Annotated in this window: 4 protein-coding genes; all 4 read left to right on the plus strand. The window is 71.0% G+C overall.

What is annotated here, in order from left to right; all coding sequences use genetic code 11:
* Positions 1-74 precede the first annotated feature (74 nt).
* The 4 genes from N864_RS19760 (at position 75) to N864_RS19775 (ending at position 4,019) form a co-directional block, all read left to right on the plus strand.
* A complete protein-coding gene (locus N864_RS19760; RefSeq protein ID WP_051518836.1) occupies positions 75-1,610 on the plus strand; it encodes a tyrosine-type recombinase/integrase in 1,536 nt (511 codons plus the stop codon).
* The gene (locus tag N864_RS19765) at positions 1,607-2,419 is read left to right on the plus strand and encodes a tyrosine-type recombinase/integrase (RefSeq protein WP_081794061.1); all 813 of its coding nucleotides are present in this window, start codon (positions 1,607-1,609) and stop codon (positions 2,417-2,419) included. The genes N864_RS19760 and N864_RS19765 overlap by 4 nt, the downstream gene beginning before the upstream one ends.
* Positions 2,420-2,608: 189 nt before the next feature.
* Entirely contained in the window at positions 2,609-3,694 is a 1,086-nt protein-coding gene (locus tag N864_RS19770; RefSeq protein ID WP_034721364.1) for a tyrosine-type recombinase/integrase, read from the plus strand.
* Position 3,695: 1 nt separating this feature from the next.
* On the plus strand, positions 3,696-4,019 hold the full coding sequence (locus N864_RS19775) for a helix-turn-helix domain-containing protein (protein ID WP_034721368.1): 324 nt from the start codon (positions 3,696-3,698) through the stop codon (positions 4,017-4,019).
* Positions 4,020-4,183: the final 164 nt, after the last annotated feature.

The following is a 4,183-nucleotide window of genomic DNA, read 5'->3' on the forward strand; positions in this document are numbered from 1 at the left end:
GCTCGGGAGGAGCCAGAAGGTCGGCATAGTCGTCGGCGGCGCGATGCTCGGGATCTCTACCCGAGGAGGCGGCCATGGCCGATGTGGACATCAATCGTGCGGACCCGAGTGTGGCTTGGGCCGAGCCGTTGGAGGCTTGGCTCAGCGACTCGGGGGTCTCGGAGGAACGCGCCCGCCGGGCGGTGCTGGCGTTCGGCCGGTTCTCGGCCTGGATGACCGGTCGGGGGCTGGGCGTCGAGGACGTCGATGAGGACGTCATCGACGAGTACGTCGATCTCGAGCGGCAGCGGTCGGGCAGCACGGCCCCGGCCGCTGCTCAGTATCTGCCGCTGGTCAAGCGGTTCCTGGCAGCGCGGGGCGTGCTGGTGCTGCGCCCACCGGTCAGCCGTGCTCGGCACGGTAGGCCACGGCTGAGCGGAGGTCCGCTGGATGAGGTCGTCGTGGATTTGGTGGCGTGGCTGCGGGATCAGGGGTACGCGCCGGGCACCGCCGCGTCGGTGGCTTGCACGGCGGCACGGCTGAGCGACTGGATGGCCCGGCAGGGCTTGGGCGCGCGGGAGGTCGACGACGTGCTCCTGACCCGGTTCATGGCATCGCAGGTGAGGGGTCGGCGCCGGCATCCTTCCTCGGCGCACCGGATCGTGACGGTGCGAAAGTTCCTCCTGGCCACCGGCCGGATCACCGCGCCCCGCCCAGCGCCAGCCGTTCTGTCGCCGTCGGAGGTGCTGCTGCTGGAGTGGATCGAGCACCTGCGCACCCGGCGCGGCGTCAGCCAAGGGTGGGCCACCGAGGCCCGCCGATGGGTTGCAGGCTTCCTTGCCGAACGACCCGTCGACCCGGACGGGCAGCTGAGCTGGGACGACGTCGACGCCGCCGCTGTGAACCGGTACGTCACCCGGCAGGGCAAGGGGTACTCGCTGTCCTCGCGGCGGCATCTGGTCTCGTCGATGCGCGGCCTGCTGGACTGGGCGTTCCTGACCGGCCGGCTGGACCGGGCGATATCCGCCGGCGTCCTGCGGCCGGCACCGGCGGTACCGGGCCTGCCATCAGCGTTGAGCGCGCAGCAGGTACAGGCGCTGATCGCGGCCGCGGACACGAGCACGCCCGCGGGTCGGCGCGACCGTGCGGTCGTGGTCCTGATCAGCCGGCTCGCGCTGCGCGCGGGGGAGGCCGCCGCGCTGACGTTGGACGACCTGAACTGGCACGCCGGCACGCTAATGGCACATGGCAAGGGCGGGCGGGTCCTGACCCTGCCGATCCCCAGCGATGTCGGGCAGGCACTGGTCGACTACCTCAGGGACGGACGTCCGCCAGGGGCCGCGGACCGGGCCGTGTTCATCCGGCTGCGCCCGCCGCTGGTCGGGCTCAGCAGCAAAGGCATCTCCGGTGTCGTCGCGCGCCTGGCCACCGAAGCGGGCCTGGGGACCGTGCACGCCCACGCGCTGCGGCACACCGCAGCGACCGCGGTCCTCGCCGCCGGCGGCTCGCTGATCGAGGCCCGCGAGCTACTCGGGCACGCACGCACGGACACCACGATGGTCTACGCGCGTACCGACCTGGCCGCGCTGCGCGAACTGGTCCCGGCGTGGGGAAAGGTGCCCGCGCCATGAGCACCTTCAACGAGCACCTGAACGAGTATCTGACGATGCGCCGCGCCCTGGGCTACGACCTGGGCAAGCTCGAACATCTGGCCGGGCAGTTCTGCACCTGGCTCGCGGCGACAGGCAAGCAGACGTTCACCACCGCGGATGCGATCGAGTGGGCCAGGCAGCCGGCCCGTGCCGACCCGCGGTGGTGGGGCATGCGCCTTGGAGCGGTCCGCACCTTCGCGAAGTACCTCGACGCGATCGGTGTGGACGTGCAGGTCCCACCCGCGGGGATCCTGCCTGCCGGGCCACGACGCGCCGCACCGTTCCTCTACTCCCAGGCCGACCTCGACGCGCTCCTGCACGCCTGCGACCAGGTGTTCACACGGCCGCTGCCGGCCGCGACGCTGCGCACCACGATTGGGCTGCTGGCCGCGACCGGGCTGCGCATCGGCGAGGCGCTGCGACTGACCACCGATGACATCAACACCGAGGCCGGGGCCCTGCTGATCCGAGCGAGCAAACGCAAGGACCGGTTGGTCCCGGTGCACCCCTCCACCGTGGAGGCGCTCTTCGCGTACCGCGACCTGCCCGCGCGGGTCGCGGCCCGCCCCGCCGCGGGCGGACCGCTACTCGTCAGCACCCGCGGCACCGGCTACCAGCGCAGCACCATCGAAGCCCACTTCGCCCGACTCGCTACCGCCGCGGGGCTACGACCACGCGGAGCTGCCCGTCCCCGGCTGCACGACCTGCGGCACACCTTCGCTACCGCTCACAAAATTGGCAGAGTTGCATCTACTGCAACTCCGGGCAGCATTCGACGGGTCGCGTGACCGTTGCCTTTGCTGCGCTTTGGGTTTCACGTCTTCGTGCGGTTGATGGGCGGGGTTACTGATGACACGCCGTCTGACCTGCGGTGACGCCGCTCTGTTGTGGCTGGTGCCACGATGAGGCATCCGGTTCCGTTGCCTTGAATGCCACGATGAGGCAGCTGATGCCGGGCTGCGGGAGGGGGTGTTGGCGTGGAGCGGTCAAGCGTGACGGCGCTGGCGTTGGTGACGGGAGCGACGCCGCTGAGGGGGGAGTCGGCGTTGTTCGAGGAGATGCTCGGCGGGTGGCGTCGTCAGCAGCTCAGTCGTCGGCTCGGCGCATCGTTGATCGGCGGGCGCGAGCGGACGGTGCGCCGCTTCCAGGCGTTCACGGGCGACTGGCCATGGGGCTGGCGCGCTGAGGACTTGGAGCGATGGGTGGCCGCCAGCAGCTGGGCGCATTCGACGGTACGCGCCTATCAGGGCGCGGTTGCCGCGTTCTGCGCCTATGTGACGGATCCTCGTTACGGCTGGGTGGCCGAGTGTGAGCAGCGGGTCGGTGCGCGTCCGAGTCAGATCTGCCACGAGGACAACATGGTCGCGCATGTCGCGGACTATGAGGGTCGCCCGGCGCGCCGGCCGCTGACGCGGGCGGAGTGCCAGGCGTTGTTCGACGCCGCTGATGACCGGGCGCAGCGGTTGGCCGCCTCGGGCCGGAAGGGATGGTTGACGGCCTTCCGGGACGCCACGCTGTTGAAGGTGACCTACGGTTGGGGACTGCGATGCCGGGAGGTGACGATGCTGGATCTGACTGACTTCTCAGCGAATCCGGCGGCCCCCCAGCTCGGTGGGCTGGGCGTGTGTCATGTCCGGTTCGGCAAGGCGATGCGAGGTTCCGCGCCGCGTCGGCGCGCGGTGGCCAGTGTGATGCCGTGGGCCGTCGAGGCGCTCGAGGAGTACCTCGTGGAGGTGCGGCCACGCTTTGATGGAGCGGACCCGGTGGCGGTGTGGCCGACCGAGCGAGGGGCTCGGATCTCGACCCGGTCGGTCGATGACCGGTTCGCGCTCTACCGGGCGGCGGCCGGGCTGCCGGTCGAGTTGTCCGTCCATTGCCTGCGCCACTCGTATGTGTCGCACCTGATCGAGGATGGCGTCGACCCGTTGTTCGTGCAGCAGCAGGTCGGGCACTCGTGGGCCTCGACGACCGCGATCTACACCTCGATCGGTGCGGACGCGAAGAACCAGATGCTGCGCTCGGCGTTGGCCCGGGCGTTCGGTGCCGACACGGCGGGAGGATGAGATGAGCAGGCAGGTGGGCTACCACTGGCATCTGCGGCGGCTGATGGCCGAGCGCGGGATGTTCGCGACCACGGATCTGGTTCCGCTGCTGACCGAGCGGGGGGTGAGCCTGTCACGCGAGCAGGTCTACCGGCTGGTGGTCCGGATCCCGGAACGGCTCAACCTGACAACGTTGGCGGCGTTGTGCGACATCCTGGACTGCTCGCCTGACGAACTGCTCGAGCCCTATGCCGGTGGGCCGGCCACCGCGCCGGGTGCCCCGGCCGGGTCGGCGCCACCGGCCCGACCACGGCGCGCACGCGTAGCCCCGGCACCATCGAAGTAAGCCGTCGGTGACGCGGCACGCGAAGAGGTCAGTGGCCGGCGAGCAGCGTCGCGCCCAGGTGCTGGCCGCCGTGCTGGCCACCGACCCGGCCCTGAGCCCGGCTCGGGTCGAGGCCGCGTTGGCGGTCGTGGCGTCCCATCCGGCCGCGTTGCGCAGCCTGGCCG

This window comes from Intrasporangium chromatireducens Q5-1, assembly GCF_000576575.1.
Classification (GTDB): Bacteria; Actinomycetota; Actinomycetes; order Actinomycetales; family Dermatophilaceae; genus Intrasporangium_A; species Intrasporangium_A chromatireducens.